11 protein-coding genes, 5 tRNA genes, 3 rRNA genes, 2 pseudogenes and 1 other annotated feature are annotated in these 16,646 nt (G+C 58.2%); of the genes and pseudogenes, 16 read left to right on the forward strand and 5 right to left on the reverse strand.

Annotation, left to right across the window (positions count from 1 at the left end; translation table 11 throughout):
• Positions 1–73: 73 nt before the first annotated feature.
• The 8 genes from ABEB22_RS09920 (at position 74) to ABEB22_RS09955 (ending at position 7,411) form a co-directional block, all read left to right on the forward strand.
• On the forward strand, positions 74–772 hold the full coding sequence (locus tag ABEB22_RS09920) for a phosphatidylserine decarboxylase (protein WP_339113059.1): 699 nt from the start codon (positions 74–76) through the stop codon (positions 770–772).
• Positions 773–782: 10 nt separating this feature from the next.
• Positions 783–1,505 (forward strand): CDP-diacylglycerol--serine O-phosphatidyltransferase, encoded by a 723-nt coding sequence (pssA, locus tag ABEB22_RS09925; protein ID WP_339113058.1) that lies wholly within the window; start codon positions 783–785, stop codon positions 1,503–1,505.
• Between the two features lie 678 nt (positions 1,506–2,183).
• A 16S ribosomal RNA gene (locus ABEB22_RS09930) occupies positions 2,184–3,651 on the forward strand.
• 143 nt (positions 3,652–3,794) lie between these two features.
• Positions 3,795–3,871, forward strand: a tRNA-Ile gene (locus ABEB22_RS09935).
• A 15-nt stretch (positions 3,872–3,886) separates the two neighbouring features.
• A tRNA-Ala gene (locus ABEB22_RS09940) sits at positions 3,887–3,962 on the forward strand.
• Between the two features lie 290 nt (positions 3,963–4,252).
• Positions 4,253–7,083: ribosomal RNA gene (locus ABEB22_RS09945) — 23S ribosomal RNA — on the forward strand.
• 78 nt (positions 7,084–7,161) lie between these two features.
• Positions 7,162–7,276: ribosomal RNA gene (gene rrf / locus ABEB22_RS09950) — 5S ribosomal RNA — on the forward strand.
• The 16S, 23S and 5S rRNA genes sit together here with 3 tRNA genes alongside, the layout of an rRNA operon.
• A gap of 58 nt (positions 7,277–7,334) precedes the next feature.
• Positions 7,335–7,411: transfer RNA gene (locus tag ABEB22_RS09955), tRNA-Met, on the forward strand.
• A gap of 71 nt (positions 7,412–7,482) precedes the next feature.
• Here ABEB22_RS09955 and ABEB22_RS09960 read toward each other — a convergent pair.
• From ABEB22_RS09960 to ABEB22_RS09970, 3 genes and pseudogenes are all read right to left on the reverse strand, one after another.
• A pseudogene (locus tag ABEB22_RS09960) lies at positions 7,483–7,983 on the reverse strand (tetraacyldisaccharide 4'-kinase); the annotation flags it as partial.
• Positions 7,984–8,919: pseudogene (locus tag ABEB22_RS09965) on the reverse strand (IS3 family transposase); the annotation flags it as partial.
• Positions 8,495–8,611, reverse strand: a sequence feature (AL1L pseudoknot). Its footprint overlaps the pseudogene before it by 117 nt.
• A gap of 78 nt (positions 8,920–8,997) precedes the next feature.
• Positions 8,998–9,073, reverse strand: a tRNA-Ile gene (locus tag ABEB22_RS09970).
• A gap of 137 nt (positions 9,074–9,210) precedes the next feature.
• Between ABEB22_RS09970 and purM the strand changes: the two genes are divergently transcribed.
• From purM to ABEB22_RS10000, 6 genes are all read left to right on the forward strand, one after another.
• Positions 9,211–10,269, forward strand: a complete 1,059-nt coding sequence (gene purM / locus ABEB22_RS09975) for a phosphoribosylformylglycinamidine cyclo-ligase (protein ID WP_350937378.1) — start codon at positions 9,211–9,213, stop codon at positions 10,267–10,269.
• Positions 10,266–10,853 (forward strand): phosphoribosylglycinamide formyltransferase, encoded by a 588-nt coding sequence (purN, locus tag ABEB22_RS09980; RefSeq protein ID WP_350937380.1) that lies wholly within the window; start codon positions 10,266–10,268, stop codon positions 10,851–10,853. The genes purM and purN overlap by 4 nt, the downstream gene beginning before the upstream one ends.
• 197 nt (positions 10,854–11,050) lie before the next feature.
• A complete protein-coding gene (locus ABEB22_RS09985) occupies positions 11,051–12,160 on the forward strand; it encodes an NADH:flavin oxidoreductase (RefSeq protein WP_350937383.1) in 1,110 nt (369 codons plus the stop codon).
• A gap of 75 nt (positions 12,161–12,235) precedes the next feature.
• Positions 12,236–12,309 (forward strand) — tRNA-Gly (locus ABEB22_RS09990).
• A gap of 207 nt (positions 12,310–12,516) precedes the next feature.
• Entirely contained in the window at positions 12,517–13,233 is a 717-nt protein-coding gene (locus ABEB22_RS09995; protein ID WP_339113054.1) for a hypothetical protein, read from the forward strand.
• A gap of 82 nt (positions 13,234–13,315) precedes the next feature.
• Entirely contained in the window at positions 13,316–13,663 is a 348-nt protein-coding gene (locus tag ABEB22_RS10000) for a RidA family protein (protein WP_339113053.1), read from the forward strand.
• Between the two features lie 22 nt (positions 13,664–13,685).
• Here ABEB22_RS10000 and ABEB22_RS10005 read toward each other — a convergent pair whose 3' ends face one another.
• Positions 13,686–14,114, reverse strand: a complete 429-nt coding sequence (locus ABEB22_RS10005; RefSeq protein WP_339113052.1) for a SufE family protein — start codon at positions 14,112–14,114, stop codon at positions 13,686–13,688.
• 123 nt (positions 14,115–14,237) lie between these two features.
• Between ABEB22_RS10005 and ABEB22_RS10010 the strand changes: the two genes are divergently transcribed.
• The gene (locus ABEB22_RS10010) at positions 14,238–14,732 is read left to right on the forward strand and encodes a hypothetical protein (protein ID WP_339113051.1); all 495 of its coding nucleotides are present in this window, start codon (positions 14,238–14,240) and stop codon (positions 14,730–14,732) included.
• 57 nt (positions 14,733–14,789) lie between these two features.
• Positions 14,790–15,395, forward strand: a complete 606-nt coding sequence (locus ABEB22_RS10015) for a LysE family translocator (protein ID WP_339113050.1) — start codon at positions 14,790–14,792, stop codon at positions 15,393–15,395.
• 56 nt (positions 15,396–15,451) lie between these two features.
• Here ABEB22_RS10015 and rnd read toward each other — a convergent pair whose 3' ends face one another.
• The gene (gene rnd, locus ABEB22_RS10020) at positions 15,452–16,615 is read right to left on the reverse strand and encodes a ribonuclease D (protein ID WP_350937387.1); all 1,164 of its coding nucleotides are present in this window, start codon (positions 16,613–16,615) and stop codon (positions 15,452–15,454) included.
• Positions 16,616–16,646: the final 31 nt, after the last annotated feature.

Here is a 16,646-nt window from a genome sequence, read left to right on the forward strand (position 1 = left end):
ACAAAGGCATGATACGGTTTGCATATCCGCCCGGATTTTCCTAGCTGTCGGAAAAACACCAGAAAGGGCCACTATGTCCGTCTCAATGCTTTCTACCTTCATCAAGCCGATGCACCGCGAGGGGCGCAAGTTCGTCGCGATCTTCGCCGCTGTGACGGTGGTCCTGTTCCTGATCTGCGAGCCTCTGGGCTGGATCGGTGTCGGCCTCACCGTGTGGTGCTATTATTTCTTCCGCGATCCCGAGCGGGTCACGCCGCTGCGGGACGGCCTGATGGTTTCGCCCGCCGACGGGATCGTCTCTCTGCTGGAGCCCGCAGTGCCGCCGGTCGAACTGGGGCTGGGGGATCAGCCGCTGACCCGCATCTCGGTTTTCATGAGCGTGTTCAACTGCCATGTGAACCGTCTTCCCTATGAGGGCAAGATCACCCGCGTCGCCTACCATCCGGGCAAGTTCCTGAATGCGTCGCTCGACAAGGCAAGCTCCGAGAACGAGCGCAACGGTCTGGCCGTGCAGATGCAGGACGGACGGTCCTATGGTGTGGTGCAGATCGCGGGTCTCGTGGCGCGCCGCATCCTGTGCGAGGCCAAGGAGGGGCAGAGCCTGCTGACCGGCGAGCGTTTCGGTCTGATCCGCTTCGGCTCGCGCCTCGATATCTATCTCCCCGAAGGCGTCTCGCCGCAGGTTGTGATCGGTCAGACGATGATTGCGGGGGAAACCGTGCTAGCTGATCTCACATCGACAGAAGAGCCGCGACTGGGCGGCCAGCGTTAAGGAGGGCAAGATGGCCGAGCGCGAAGACAGGCTACCATTCCTGCAGTTGATCCCCAATTTGGTCACAATCTCGGGCATGTGCCTTGGGCTGACCTCGATCCGGTTCACAATGACGGGCAAATTCGAGACGGCGGTAGTCCTGATCGTGCTGGCGGCGGTGATCGATGGCATGGACGGGCTGCTGGCCCGCCGTTTACGGGCAACCTCCGAATTCGGGGCCGAGCTGGACAGCCTGTCCGATTTTCTCTGCTTCGGGGTCGCGCCGGCGCTGCTGGTCTATCAGTTTGCGCTAGGCGAGACCAATTCTCTCGGTTGGGTCTTTGTGCTGGCCTTCGCGGGGGCAGGGTGCCTGCGCCTCGCGCGCTTCAACGTGATGCGCTCCGAGCCGGAATCGATGCGCCATTTCACCGGAGTTCCCGCTCCGGCTGGTGCGGGGCTCTGCCTCATGCCGGTTTTCCTGACACTTTCGGGGATCGCCGATGCGCGCCAGATGCCGGTGGCGGTCGCGATCTGGGTCGGGATCGTGGGGCTTCTGATGATTTCGCGGATCAAGACGATCTCGCCCAAGGCCATCCGTATCCCGAAAGGGCTCACCATCTTCCTCTTTATGGCGATGGTCGTGATGATGGGGATGATTTTCACCCGTTTCTGGCTACTGACGGTTATCTGTGGCTGTATCTATATCGTGCTGCTTGTGCCGCCGATATTCCGGGCAAAGGGGCGTCTCTTCTGACTTGCCGCCAGAACGGGAGAATTCGAAAAGCCTGCCAGATAGTGGCAGGCTTTTTCCATATCCGGCCTTATGCCGGAGGGTGCAAAAGGTGTGAATGAATGCGATTCTGCCGCCTTATTAGGGAAAAGCACGCCCTGAACTCCTCTTTCTGGAGCGGTGGTTAAAATATGGGCAGTATTGGTCTGGAAAATAACTATATACATATCAGTATGTTATTTGAATTTTTGTATGAATTTATGATTTTCGTTGAAAAAGGGGTTGCGGTGTTTGGGTGTTGTCCGTAAATACCGCTTCACCGCAGCGGCAGACGACGCAGCGGGGCGCGGAGGCCGCGGCAGACGGGATCGAGAGAGACGGTTTGGGGCGGTTGAAGCGATAGACATTCGGAAGATGAGGTTTGCGGTTCGCACCTGAGGGATTGGGTGCTGCTGTTGATTTTTGTCTTCGGCTCTTTGACATTGATGGTTTTACTGAAGAGATATGCGGGCGGTTTGGTCTATGATCGACTAAATGAACGTCTGTATATCGGCTCACTAGGGTTTAGGCCCGATGATGTGAGTGTCAGCTTCACTGTTTGTCGGTATCACGCAAGTGGAACGATAAGCAGAAGCGTTTATTCTTTATGGATAGACGATGTGCAGTGGTTCATACGTCAAGGTTAGCGATGCAAATCGCTTTCAACTTGAGAGTTTGATCCTGGCTCAGAACGAACGCTGGCGGCAGGCCTAACACATGCAAGTCGAGCGAGATCTTCGGATCTAGCGGCGGACGGGTTAGTAACGCGTGGGAACGTACCCTTTGCTACGGAATAGTCCCGGGAAACTGGGTTTAATACCGTATACGCCCTTCGGGGGAAAGATTTATCGGCAAAGGATCGGCCCGCGTTAGATTAGATAGTTGGTGGGGTAATGGCCTACCAAGTCTACGATCTATAGCTGGTTTGAGAGGATGATCAGCAACACTGGGACTGAGACACGGCCCAGACTCCTACGGGAGGCAGCAGTGGGGAATCTTAGACAATGGGCGCAAGCCTGATCTAGCCATGCCGCGTGAGCGATGAAGGCCTTAGGGTTGTAAAGCTCTTTCAGTCGTGAAGATAATGACGGTAGCGACAGAAGAAGCCCCGGCTAACTCCGTGCCAGCAGCCGCGGTAATACGGAGGGGGCTAGCGTTGTTCGGAATTACTGGGCGTAAAGCGCACGTAGGCGGACTATTAAGTCAGGGGTGAAATCCCGGGGCTCAACCCCGGAACGGCCTCTGATACTGGTAGTCTTGAGTTCGAGAGAGGTAAGTGGAATTCCGAGTGTAGAGGTGAAATTCGTAGATATTCGGAGGAACACCAGTGGCGAAGGCGGCTTACTGGCTCGATACTGACGCTGAGGTGCGAAAGTGTGGGGAGCAAACAGGATTAGATACCCTGGTAGTCCACACCGTAAACGATGAATGCCAGTCGTCGGCAAGCATGCTTGTCGGTGACACACCTAACGGATTAAGCATTCCGCCTGGGGAGTACGGTCGCAAGATTAAAACTCAAAGGAATTGACGGGGGCCCGCACAAGCGGTGGAGCATGTGGTTTAATTCGAAGCAACGCGCAGAACCTTACCAACCCTTGACATCCTGATCGCGGTTAGTGGAGACACTTTCCTTCAGTTCGGCTGGATCAGTGACAGGTGCTGCATGGCTGTCGTCAGCTCGTGTCGTGAGATGTTCGGTTAAGTCCGGCAACGAGCGCAACCCACGTCCTTAGTTGCCATCAGTTCGGCTGGGCACTCTAGGGAAACTGCCGATGATAAGTCGGAGGAAGGTGTGGATGACGTCAAGTCCTCATGGCCCTTACGGGTTGGGCTACACACGTGCTACAATGGCGATGACAATGGGCTAATCCCAAAAAGTCGTCTCAGTTCGGATTGGGGTCTGCAACTCGACCCCATGAAGTCGGAATCGCTAGTAATCGCGTAACAGCATGACGCGGTGAATACGTTCCCGGGCCTTGTACACACCGCCCGTCACACCATGGGAGTTGGGTCTACCCGACGGCCGTGCGCCAACCAGCAATGGAGGCAGCGGACCACGGTAGGCTCAGCGACTGGGGTGAAGTCGTAACAAGGTAGCCGTAGGGGAACCTGCGGCTGGATCACCTCCTTTCTAAGGATGTTTCTAGTAGCTTGGCTTGCCTTGCTCGTGAAACACTTAGCATGAGGCTCAGTCAGAGCCTCGCAAAATACGGCCAGGCCGTCCTCATATCTCTTCAGTAGTCGGAAAAATGCCAAGGGCTTCGGTCCAGGAATGGGTCGGTAGCTCAGGTGGTTAGAGCGCACGCCTGATAAGCGTGAGGTCGGAGGTTCAAGTCCTCCTCGACCCACCACTTTCCACAGTTTATGGGGCCTTAGCTCAGCTGGGAGAGCGCCTGATTTGCATTCAGGAGGTCAGGAGTTCGATCCTCCTAGGCTCCACCATAACTTCCGACGCAAGAAACCAGAAAATGGCCTAGATCCAATCAGATCAGCAAGACGTTCAGTTTGAACGGTTTGCTCGTCCGATTGGACGGTTTGATATCGTATATAGAGATGAAATTAAACATCAGCATCGTGGGTCGCCCAAGTACGGGTGACAGCAGTTTGATCTGCAAGCAACGATGTTGTTCAAGTCAAGTACACTAACCAATGTTGATGATCTTTCGGGATCGTCAGCGGGATATAGTATGCATGCTTTTGATACAGGAAGAAGTCTATCTTCTTCTGGATCAAATCAAGCGCGAGAAGGGCGTTTGGTGGATGCCTTGGCAGTAAGAGGCGATGAAGGACGTGATACTCTGCGATAAGCCATGGGGAGCTGAGAATAAGCTTTGATCCATGGATCTCCGAATGGGGAAACCCACCTGAATGTTCGTTGTAATTACTTCGGTAGCTTACAACTTGCATAACCAGGGACTTATTACCTGAATACATAGGGTTTTAAGAGCGAACCCGGGGAACTGAAACATCTAAGTACCCGGAGGAAAGGAAATCAATATGATACTCCGCTAGTAGTGGCGAGCGAACGCGGATCAGCCGAGCCTTGAGAGTGAGTAGAATGGTCTGGAATGTCCAGCAATATGGGTGATAGCCCCGTATACGAAGCTCAACGGGACGAATTAAGTAGGGCGGGACACGTGAAATCCTGTCTGAAGATCGGAGGACCACCTTCGAAGGCTAAGTACTCCTTACTGACCGATAGCGAACCAGTACCGTGAGGGAAAGGTGAAAAGCACCCCGACGAGGGGAGTGAAACAGTTTCTGAAACCGGACGCCTACAAGCAGTCGGAGGAGCCTCGAGCTCTGACGGCGTACCTTTTGTATAATGGGTCAACGACTTGGTCTTACGAGCAAGCTTAAGCCGATAGGTGTAGGCGCAGCGAAAGCGAGTCTTAACAGGGCGTCGAGTTCGTGGGATCAGACCCGAAACCGAGTGATCTAGCCATGTGCAGGATGAAGGTTGGGTAACACCAACTGGAGGTCCGAACCGACACCCGTTGAAAAGGGTCCGGATGACGTGTGGCTAGGGGTGAAAGGCCAATCAAACTCGGAGATAGCTGGTTCTCCGCGAAAGCTATTTAGGTAGCGCGTCGATTGTATTCTCCCGGGGGTAGAGCACTGCATGGATGATGGGGGCCCACAGCCTTACTGAGTCTAAGCAAACTCCGAATACCGGGAAGAACTGATCGGCAGACACACGGCGGGTGCTAACGTCCGTCGTGGAGAGGGAAACAACCCTGACCAACAGCTAAGGCCCCCAATTCGTGGCTAAGTGGGAAAGCATGTGGGACTTCCAAAACAACCAGGAGGTTGGCTTAGAAGCAGCCATCCTTTAAAGATAGCGTAACAGCTCACTGGTCTAGTTAAGAGGTCCTGCGGCGAAGATGTAACGGGGCTCAAGCCACGAGCCGAAGCTTTGGATGCACTGTGAAGTGCGTGGTAGCGGAGCGTTCTGTGATATAGAACGCTGCCTCCTTATCTCCTTCGGGAGTATTGGAGGCAATGTTCTGACTGTGAAGCCGGGCTGTAAGGCATCCGGTGGAGTGATCAGAAGTGAGAATGTTGACATGAGTAGCGACAAACAGGGTGAGAGACCCTGTCGCCGAAAGTCCAAGGGTTCCTGCTTAAAGCTAATCTGAGCAGGGTAAGCCGGCCCCTAAGGCGAGGCCGAAAGGCGTAGTCGATGGGAACCAGGTTAATATTCCTGGGCCGTGAGATGGTGACGGATCTGAACCGTTGTTCGACCTTATCGGATTGGTCGGGCAGCCTACAGGTCCCTGGAAATAGCCTCTCTATAAGACCGTACCCGAAACCGACACAGGTGGACTGGTAGAGAATACCAAGGCGCTTGAGAGAACCACGTTTAAGGAACTCGGCAAAATGCCTCCGTAAGTTCGCGAGAAGGAGGCCCCATCTGTAGGCAACTATAGGTGGGGGGCACAAACTAGGGGGTGGCGACTGTTTACTTAAAACACAGGGCTGTGCGAAGCCGTAAGGCGACGTATACAGTCTGACGCCTGCCCGGTGCCGGAAGGTTAAAAGGAGGGGTGCAAGCTCTGAATTGAAGCCCCGGTAAACGGCGGCCGTAACTATAACGGTCCTAAGGTAGCGAAATTCCTTGTCGGGTAAGTTCCGACCTGCACGAATGGCGTAACGATCTCCCCGCTGTCTCAAACGTGGACTCAGCGAAATTGAACTGTGTGTCAAGATGCACACTACCCGCGGTTAGACGGAAAGACCCCATGAACCTTTACTACAGCTTCACACTGGCATCAGGATTGTGATGTGCAGGATAGGTGGTAGCCTTTGAAGCCGGAACGCTAGTTCCGGTGGAGGCATCCTTGAGATACCACCCTTCGCACTCTTGATGTCTAACCGCGGTCCGTTATCCGGATCCGGGACCCTGTGTGGCGGGTAGTTTGACTGGGGCGGTCGCCTCCCAAAGAGTAACGGAGGCGCGCGAAGGTGGGCTCAGACCGGTCGGAAATCGGTCGTTGAGTGCAATGGCAAAAGCCTGCCTGACTGCGAGACTGACAAGTCGAGCAGAGACGAAAGTCGGCCATAGTGATCCGGTGGTCCCAAGTGGGAGGGCCATCGCTCAACGGATAAAAGGTACTCTGGGGATAACAGGCTGATGGTGCCCAAGAGTCCATATCGACGGCACCGTTTGGCACCTCGATGTCGGCTCATCTCATCCTGGGGCTGGAGCAGGTCCCAAGGGTACGGCTGTTCGCCGTTTAAAGAGGTACGTGAGCTGGGTTTAGAACGTCGTGAGACAGTTCGGTCCCTATCTGCCGTGGGTGTAGGATACTTGAGAAGAGTTGCCCCTAGTACGAGAGGACCGGGGTGAACGGACCACTGGTGGACCAGTTATCGTGCCAACGGTAGTGCTGGGTAGCTATGTCCGGACAGGATAACCGCTGAAAGCATCTAAGCGGGAAGCCCCCTTCAAAACTAGGTATCCCTTGAGGGCCGTGGAAGACCACCACGTCGATAGGCTGGAGATGTAAGTGCAGTAATGCATTCAGTTGACCAGTACTAATTGCCCGATTGGCTTGATTTGATCCAGTAGTAGACAGACACTCCTACAGATCAAAATCATGCATACGAACACAACTTGACTTGGACGCTCTTTATTCGGTTTGGTGGTCATAGCGCTGGCTATACACCCGGTCCCATTCCGAACCCGGCCGTTAAGGGCCAACACGCCAATGGTACTGCGTCTCAAGACGTGGGAGAGTAGGTCACCGCCAAACCTAATAAAGAGCGTCAATCATCTCTATAACGATACCCCCCCAATCAGACACATCCTTACGCGGGATGGAGCAGCCCGGTAGCTCGTCAGGCTCATAACCTGAAGGTCGTAGGTTCAAATCCTACTCCCGCAACCAAATAAAAAGCCGTCTCATCAGAGGCGGCTTCGCGCATTCTTGACACAGCAAAAATAGAACGGAAAATCCGCTCAGAAGAGCGAATGAAGACGGGCATCAAGAGCCTCCGCCTGCAAAATCTCCAGACGCACAGGCAATGTCAGCACCTCACCACGCAAGGATGAAGGCAAACGCGCAGCGTCCTTCTCCGTCGTCACAAGCTGTAAACCATCCGCCTGCGCATCATGCAAAAGACGCGACAACAGCGCAGCCGTGAAAGGCTGGTGGTCACCAAGTGACTCCGTCCGAACAACCGACGCACCCAAGCCTCGTAGCGTATCGAAAAACTTCTCTGGATAACCAATCCCCGCAAACGCCAAACACCGCAATCCACGCCAGTCCATACCCGTCGGCAACGGGGCCAGATGGCCAGTAAAATGAGGGCAGGGAAGATAAGCGCCCCAACGCGACGCAAAACGCTCTTGCGCCGCAGCCTCCCCGATCGAAACAACAAGATCAGCCCGCGAAAGACCCGCAGATACAGGCTCCCGCAACGGACCCGCTGGAAGGCAAAGCCCGTTCCCAAAACCTCGATGGACCGGCCCCATGGCCTTTGTCGGCCTTCGATCATGGACGGCCTGCTCCAGTGCATCTAGGACAAAACCAGTCTACGCCGAGGTGCTGGCGCGCCAGCCGACGATCTTGCGCGCATAGGCTTCGATGACGAAGGCCACATAGACGAACCCTTTCCAAGTCGGGACGTAAGTAAAATCGCTCACCCAGAGCATGTTGGGCGCCGGAACCCGAAACTCGCGTTTTACCTTGTCCAACGGGTATGTGGCCTTTTTGTCCGGGATCGTTGTCCGATGCGGTTTGCCGCGGATGATACCCTGGATGTCCATGTCCCGCATGAGCCGTGCTACCGTGCAACGCGCGATAGCGAAGCCTTCCCGGAAAAGCTGCCGCCAGACCTTACGGACGCCGTAGACCTTGTAATTCTCCTCCCAGACGCGTTCGATCGGGCCGCAGGGCGGCATCACGACGGGCACGGTCCCACAACCGGGCTGGATTGGCCCGCTTGGCAAGATGATCTTGGAATGTGGAAGGGGCAATCGGCAGCACCGTGCAGATTGGCTCGACCTCATGCGCATCACGATGCGCCTCGATCAAATCCGCCATAACTTCGACCGGCGGTCGAGCTCCGCCATCGCAAAATATGCGTTCGCCAATGTCTCGCGGACCATTGGCTCACCCTTGCGCGAGATCTCATTGGCCTGGCGCAGTTCGCGGTTCTCCCGCTCCGGCGCCTTCATGCGCTCGGTCATCTCGCTGGGGACGCCTGCACGCTTGCCGCTATCAAGCTCGGCCTTCTTAACTCACTCGTGCAACGTATTTGTCGATCAGCCGATCTCCGCGGCAATCGAGACAACGGACTGCCAGCGAGATCCATGCTGACCCGCATTGTCGAGAACCATCCGAACCGCTCGTTCGCGGAGTTCAGGAGAATATTTGTTCGTTGTTTTGCTCATAGTGCGCCATCCCACTCAAGAGTTGGAGCCCCCGGTAAACCCGGCGCGGTTCAGGTCTTCCGCGTCCTAACATCAAACTGGTAGGCCCGGAGGGATTTGAACCCCCAACCAAGGCGTTATGAGCGCCCTGCTCTAACCGTTGAGCTACAGGCCCACCATTGAGAATGGTCAGTAGCATAAATAAGGGCGGGGTCAAGAAATCTTGGGGCAAATCCTCAGCCGCCGATTGCCCGTACGCCCCGCATGCGCTAATGGCAACACAACTTTATTTCCCAAGGAGCGCGTGGGCCCATGAGCGAAAAGACGAGCGACAAAACGAATGGTCTGACCTATGCCGATGCAGGCGTCGATATCGATGCCGGCAATGAGCTGGTCGAACGCATCAAACCTGCGGCCAAGCGGACCGCGCGTTCGGGCACCGTATCGGGGCTTGGTGGGTTCGGCGCGCTGTTCGATCTGAAGGCCGCGGGATATAATGATCCGGTGCTGGTGGCCGCGACCGATGGTGTGGGCACGAAGCTGCGCATTGCGATCGACACCGGAAATGTCGATACGATCGGCATCGACCTCGTCGCGATGTGCGTGAATGACCTCGTGTGCCAAGGCGCCGAGCCGCTGTTCTTCCTTGATTATTTCGCGACGGGCAAACTCGAGCTGGACTCTGCGACCCGCATCATCAACGGCATTGCCGAGGGCTGTTCGCAGTCGGGCTGTGCGCTGATCGGGGGCGAGACCGCCGAGATGCCGGGCATGTATCACAAGGGTGATTTCGACCTTGCGGGCTTTGCCGTGGGCGCGATGGAGCGTGGCACGCTTCTGCCCGAGGGTGTTGAAGAGGGGGATGTGCTTCTGGGCCTCGGCTCCAATGGCGTGCATTCCAACGGCTATTCCTTCGTGCGTAAGGTTGTCGAGATGTCGGGTCTTGGCTGGGATGCTGGTTGCCCTTGGGGCGAGGGCTCGCTCGGCGAGGCGCTGCTTGCGCCGACTCGCCTCTATGTCACGCAATGTCTCAAGGCCTTCCGTGCAGGCGGCGTTCATGCACTGGCCCATATCACCGGTGGTGGCCTGACCGAGAATCTGCCGCGCGTCCTGCCCGAGGGGCTGGGGGCCGAGATCGATCTCGACACCTGGGAGTTGCCGGGTGTGTTCCGCTGGCTGGCAGAGACCGCCAAGATGGAAGAGCCGGAACTCCTGAAGACCTTCAACTCCGGTATCGGCATGATCGTCGTGGTGGCCAAAGACCGTGCCGAAGCCCTGACCGAGCTTCTGCGCGCCGAGGGCGAAACCGTGACGCAGATCGGCACGATCACCGCAGGCGAGGGGGTTGCCTATAAGGGCAAGCTCCTGTGAAACGTGTTGCAATCCTGATTTCGGGGGGCGGATCCAATATGGTCCGCCTCGTCGAGGCCATGCAGGCCAGAGGCTTTGCCGAACCCGTTCTGGTCGCGTCGAATGACGCGCAGGCGGGGGGGCTGCTGAAGGCTGCGGCGATGGGCGTGCCCACGGCCGCGATAGACCACCGTCCGTTCGGCCGTGACCGTGCGGCCTTCGAGGCGGAGCTTCTCAAGCCGATCCTGGCGTCCAAGCCCGATATCCTCTGTCTTGCGGGCTTCATGCGCGTGCTGACGCCGGAATTTGTCGAGCGTTTCGCAGGACGGATGCTGAATATCCATCCCTCGCTCCTGCCGAACTATCCGGGATTGCACACGCATCAGCGCGCGCTGGATGCGGGCGATACGGAAGCCGGCTGCACCGTGCATGAGGTGACGCCCGTTCTCGATGATGGCCCTATCCTCGGTCAGGCCAGTGTCCCTGTGCTCGCGGGGGATACGGCCGATACGCTTGCGGCGCGGGTTCTGGTGCAGGAACACAAGCTCTATCCGGCAGTGCTCGAACGCTATGTCGCAGAGGATCGCAGCTTCCTCCAGCTTTGAGAAAAACCCGGCCTCTGGTCGGGTTTTTGCGTTCCGGACGGTATTGCATGGCTGTGCCGGCCCGCCGTGCAGGCCCGCGCAGGCGGATGCGCGATTGTGCAAGCGGGCAGGGGTTGTCTGGGCGACGTTCCTGCATATCTGCTCTGGCGAAGGTCGGGTCTGTGAAGGCCCTTCCAACCTCAAACAGGAAAGACATCATGACGAGCACCGAAACCCTTTTCCGTCCGTTCTCCTATAAGGGCCTGACGCTCAAGAACCGTATCGTGATGGCACCGATGACGCGCAATATGGCCCCCGCGGGTGTGCCCAATGGCGACAACGCGGCCTATTATGCCCGCCGCGCGGCACAGGATGTAGGGCTGATTCTGACCGAAGGCACGGTCATCGACCGTCCCGCCTCGCGTAACCTGCCCAATATCCCCTTCTTCCATGGCAAAGAGGCATTGGCAGGCTGGAAGGCCGTGGCCGAGGCCGTGCACGAGCAGGGAGGCAAGATCGCGCCCCAGATCTGGCATACCGGCTCGACCCGTGGTGGCGACTGGGAACCGGAGACGCCCGTCGAGAGCCCCTCGGCGCTCGTTGGCCCCGATGACCCGCGCGGTGTGGAAATGTCCGAGGCTGATATCGAGGCGACCATCAAGGCCTTCGGTCAGGCCGCGGCCGATGCCAAGGCGAACGGGTTCGACACGGTCGAGATCCATGGTGCACATGGCTATCTGATTGACCAGTTCTTCTGGGAGGGCACCAATAAACGCACCGATGGTTGGGGAGGTGCGACCCTGCCCGAGCGGTCCCGCTTTGCCGTCGAGGTGGTGAAGGCCGTGCGCGCGGCGGTTGGCCCCGATTTTCCGGTGATCATGCGCCTGAGCCAGTGGAAGCAGCAGGATTACACCGCCAAACTGGCAAAGACCCCTGCCGAGATGGAGGCATGGCTGATGCCGCTCAAGGAGGCGGGGGTCGATATCTTCCACTGCTCGCAGCGTCGTTTCTGGGAGCCGGAATTTCCCGAAATCGATGGCGAGGGCGGCCTCAACTTCGCAGGCTGGGCCAAGAAAATCACCGGTGCGCCAACGATTTCGGTGGGCTCGGTCGGGCTTTCGGGAGAGTTTCTGGCGGCCTTTGGTGGCGAAGGGTCGAAAGTGACTCCTCTCGATAATCTCGTCGAGCGTATGTCGAAAGACGAGTTCGACCTGATCGCTGTGGGTCGTGCGCTTCTGTCGGATGCGCAATGGGTGACCAAGGTCAAAGAGGGCCGCAGCGACGAGCTGACCGGTTTCGACGCCAAGGATCTTGCGACGCTCTCGTGATAAAATGCAGCGCGTCAGGTGCTTTGGGCGCTTGACGTGCTCGGGCGGAGTGGCTATTTCTCCGCCCACACCTTCGCGGGTGTAGTTCAATGGTAGAACGGCAGCTTCCCAAGCTGCATACGAGGGTTCGATTCCCTTCACCCGCTCCATTACCCCCCATCCCTATCGATATACGCCAAGTGCCGCTTGCGGTCCGGCTTGCGCCCTATGCCTGCAGAACAGGCCCGCGAAGCCATGGTAGACAAGCCCTTTATGTCTTTCCGGCGAAAAAGAAGATCGTTTACGATAATTACACCCCATGGCTGCTAGCTTCGCTGCAGATGCGGAACGCATTTGCGCCAAGCGGGGAGAGCCGAATGGAAATGGGATTTATTTCGCGGATCGGGGCGGTGACGCTCAATCCCGCAAACCTAACCGATCTTGCAGACAGGTTCGGGTCGGATAAGGGCACGATAAAGCATCGCTATAGCGAACTCTACCACATGCTCTTCCACCCCTATCGCGACCGGCCGATCAATTTCCTCGAGATGGGCTTGCAGATCGGTGGGCCGGAACATGGCAAGAGCGCGGACCGGACGACCACCGATCTCCCGTCGATCCGGATGTGGCTCGAGTTCTTCTCGATGGCGCAGATCCACGGGCTGGATGTGTCGGATTTCGGCTGGTTCGAGGATCCGCGCTTCCATTTCCATCGCTGTGATATGGATTTGCGCGAGAACATCCGTAGGGCTGGAGATCTCTTGCCGGAACTCGACATCATCATCGACGATGCGAGCCACGCGTCCCATCACCAGCAGAACGCCTTTCTGGAGCTCTTTCCCAAATTGGCCTCCGGTGGGCTCTATATCATCGAGGATCTACGCTGGCAGCCGCCACCCTATGAAAAGGACGGGATCACCAAGACGGCGGCTCTGTTCCGTGGCTTCTCCGAGGGCCGCAAATTCGAGCATAACGATCCGCAGATCGAGGCAGAATTCACCCGTCTCGCACCGCAGATTTCCGGCTGCTTCATGTTTACCGCACGCTATCACAAAAAACGCGCCGATCAGGTGGCGGTGATCCATAAACGCTAGACGGGCGCGCCAATCCCACTCATAGAGCGTGCGAGGGCAGGGCCGCACCCTGCCTCGTGACAACAGTGGAAGAGGCTTCCCCATGACTATCAAACGTATCGGCACCGGCGCGCGTATGAGCGAAGCCGTGGTGCATAACGGCACCGTCTATCTGGCGGGGCAGGTCGGCACGCCGGGCAAATCCGTCGCAGACCAGACGCGCGATGCGCTGGCCGAGGTGGACCGCCTTCTGGCCGAAGCGGGCTCGGATAAGGAACATATCCTCTCGACGCAGATCTGGCTGGCCGATATGGCCGATTTCGCCGAGATGAATAGCGTTTGGGATGCCTGGGTTGCCCAGGGCCATACACCCGCGCGTGCAACCGGCGAATCGAAACTGGCCGCGCCGGAATATCTGGTCGAGGTGATCGTGGTGGCGGCGGTCAAGTAACCGCCTGTGCCTTGCGGCGGCCTTATGCGGCCGCCGCTTCTGCCGCCAGCAGGCGGATACGTTCGACCATCGCCCGCAGTCCGTTCGAGCGTTGCGCCGAGAGGTGGTCGTTCAGGCCCAGCCGCGCCAGTTCGGCCTCGGCATCGGTTGCCGTGACTTCGGTCACGGTCAGACCGGAATAGAGCGCATGCAGGATTGCGATCAGGCCCTGCACGATCATCGCATCCGACTCGCCATCAAAAGCAAAGCGCGCCTGCGGGCCGGTCCCCTCGATCCGCGGCAGGAGCCACACCTGGCTGGCACAGCCCTCGACCTTGGTGGCAGGCACCTTCACGGCATCGTCAAGTGGCGGCAATTCCTTGCCCAATTCGATCACATGGCGGTAGCGATCTTCCCAATCGTCCAGAAATTCGAATGTATCGGCGATTTCCTCGAATGCTTCGCTGGCCATTTTTCCACTCCGCGGCTTGTTTCTTGGCCAATACCTAGACCCAAGCCTGCCAAGGGTCCAGAGCCGCCTTTTCAAAGCCGGTGCAATAGGCTAGGGAAAAGAAGATCAAGTGCCGGAGAGACCATGAGAAAACCGTTCCTTGCTTCGCTTGCCATTGTGCTGGCGCTTTCTGCCTGTGGCAGCCTCCGCGAAAGCCGCATGAATCCGTGGAACTGGTTCGGGTCTTCGACCGAAGAGAAAACCACGCCTACGCTCGCGCCCAAGGGGGGCTATGAGGCCGCTCTTGCGGATAATCGTAGTGTGATTGCGGAAGTCACCGCATTGTCCATCCGGAAAACCTCCGGTGGAGCCATTGTTGAAGTAACGGCCCTGCCGCCGACCCAAGGCTGGTGGAATATCGGTCTGATCGCCGAGAATGACGGACGCCCTGTAAACGGAGAGGTGCGTTATACGCTGGTGGGCTTCCCGCCGGCCGCTGGCAGCCCCGAGGCGACCCGCGCAGGCACGGTCAGCTCGCGTCAGGTGACCGCCGCCGCCTATATCGACAATTTCAAACTGGCCGATGTGCGCAAGGTGACCGTGGTGGCCGCCACCAATAGCCGCAGCGCCAGCCGATAACCTTTGCCAGACGCAACGGTTGCGATTAGCCTCCTGTAATCCGCAGGAGGCTTTTTCATGTCGCATCTCTTGATCGCCTATCTCGCCTATTTTCTGGCCGTCGCCAGCCCCGGTCCCAGCACGCTTGCCATCTTGGGCACCGCAATGGCTTCGGGGCGCAGACCCGCGCTGGCCCTGGCGTCAGGGGTGGTCAGTGGCAGCCTGATCTGGGCGGGGCTGACCGCGCTCGGGATGGGGGCGCTGCTTTTGTCTCTCGTCCAGCTCATCTGGCTGCTCAAACTCGCAGGCGGGCTCTATCTGATGTATCTGGCATGGAAATCTCTGCGCTCGGCCTCGTGTCCGCCGCCAGCAGCGGGTCGCGGACAGTCCCCCGCGGCCGCCTATCGGCGCGGGCTGTTGCTGCATCTGACCAATCCCAAAGCGATCCTCGGCTGGGCCGCGACTTTTGCCCTCGGGCTGCCCGAAGGGGCAGGCGGGGCCGAGATGGCCGCGCTGTTTGCAGGCTGCGCGGCCATCGGTATCTGCGTGAATTTCGGCTATGCTTGGGGCTTCTCGCAGGGGGCCGTCGCGCGGACCTATCTGCGCGCGCGGCGCTGGATCGAGCGCAGCCTCGCGGCCGTATTTGCTGCCGCCGGCCTGCATCTGATCCTATCGCGCGGCTAACCGCATGAAAAAGGCGCAGCCAGTGGCCGCGCCCGTCTGTATCACAATGTGACGCGTTACAGCGTGATCAGCTTGATATCGCCATTCTCTGCCGAGAGCGCGATCTTGCCCTCGGACAAACGGATCGCGTCCTCGCCAAAGACCTCGCGACGCCAGCCCGAGAGGGCGGGCACATCACGCTTGCCGGCGGCGATCGCATCCAGATCATGCGAGGAGGCGATCAGCTTGGGCGCGACGCCCGTCTGATTGGATTTCGCCTTCAAAAGCACGCGCAACAGATCGGCCAGCGCCGAGTCGACCTGCAGATGGTCGCTGTCGCTCTGCACCTTGGGCATTTTGTCGGCGGGCACGGCCAGCCCTTCCTTCACGGCGGTGATGATCCCCTCGGCGATCTCGCCCTTGCGGGCCTCGCGCAGCAGGAGCCGCGATTTGCCCAGATCGTCGAGGCTCACGGGCTTGGTGGAGGCCAGCTCCAGCAAGGCGTCGTCCTTGAAGATACGCGAGCGCGGAATATTGCGGTTCTGCGCGAACCCTTCCCGGAAACGTGCCAGCTCGCGTACGACCGAGAGGAATTTACCAGAATGGGTGCGGGTCTTCACGCGCAGCCAGGCTTCCTCGGGGCGGGTGATATAGGTCTCGGGGTTAAGGAGAATGCCCACCTCTTCCTCGACCCAAGGGGCGCGTCCCGATTTCTTCAGCTGCTTGGCCAGATATTCGTAGATCACGCGCAGATGGGTAACATCGGCAATCGCGTATTTCTGCTGTGCGGGAGTGAGCGGGCGGCGCGACCAGTCGGTGAAGCGCGAGGTCTTGTCGAGCGATTGCTTGGCGATCTTGCGCACCAGCGTCTCGTAACCCACCTGTTCGCCAAAGCCGCAGACCATTGCCGCAACCTGCGTATCGAAGAGCGGATCGGGGAAGACCTGCGCATCGGTGAAGAAGATCTCCAGATCCTGACGCGCAGCATGGAAGACCTTCACGGTTTCCTTGTGGCGGAAGAGGTCATAGAGCGGCTCGAGCGAGATGCCCTTGGCCAATGGATCGATCAGGACCGCCTCGCCCTCGACACCGTCATGACTTGGCAACGCCATCTGGACAAGGCAGAGCTTCGACCAATAGGTGCGCTCGCGCAGAAATTCGGTATCCAGCGTCACATAGGGTTCCGCCTTCGCCTTCTCGCAGATGACCGCAAGCGCTTCGGTGGTCGTAATCATATCCATAGCAGGCCTTGTCAAGTTGCGCGGGGTCATC

The sequence above is a fragment of the Thioclava sp. 'Guangxiensis' genome, assembly GCF_045348365.1.
In the GTDB taxonomy this organism is placed as follows: Bacteria; Pseudomonadota; Alphaproteobacteria; order Rhodobacterales; family Rhodobacteraceae; genus Thioclava; species Thioclava kandeliae.